Origin of the sequence: Pseudomonas persica (genome assembly GCF_900291015.1) — a bacterium.
GTDB lineage: Bacteria > Pseudomonadota > Gammaproteobacteria > Pseudomonadales > Pseudomonadaceae > Aquipseudomonas.
In genome coordinates this window covers 1-267 of record NZ_OLKL01000172.1, presented here as the reverse complement: position 1 = coordinate 267, position 267 = coordinate 1, and the positions used below count along the sequence as shown (strand labels likewise).

The window sequence follows — 267 nt, the reverse complement described above, 5'->3', positions numbered from 1 at the left end:
ATTACGGTGAGATTGGCATGATTTGGTTCGATACGCCAATGGGCATGACCTTTGAACAGAGCCAAAAACTGGTCGCGCAGGTAAAGTCGCTGCAGGCGGATTGCCTGATCAACGGGCGTATTGGTCATGGCTTGGGAGATTATTTTAGCATGGCGGATAACCGTATTCCGCGCGTGGCAATTCGAAGCGCGTGGGAAGTGCCGGTTACCCTTAATCAATCCTGGGGATATAAGGCTTCGGATGAAGGGTGGACGAACCCAGCAGAGC

Annotated in this window: 1 protein-coding gene; it reads left to right on the top strand. The window is 52.4% G+C overall.

Annotation, left to right across the window (positions count from 1 at the left end; genetic code table 11):
* Positions 1-17 precede the first annotated feature (17 nt).
* The coding region (locus FQ664_RS26160; protein ID WP_256676107.1) for an alpha-L-fucosidase at positions 18-267 on the top strand (250 nt) is incomplete at its 3' end.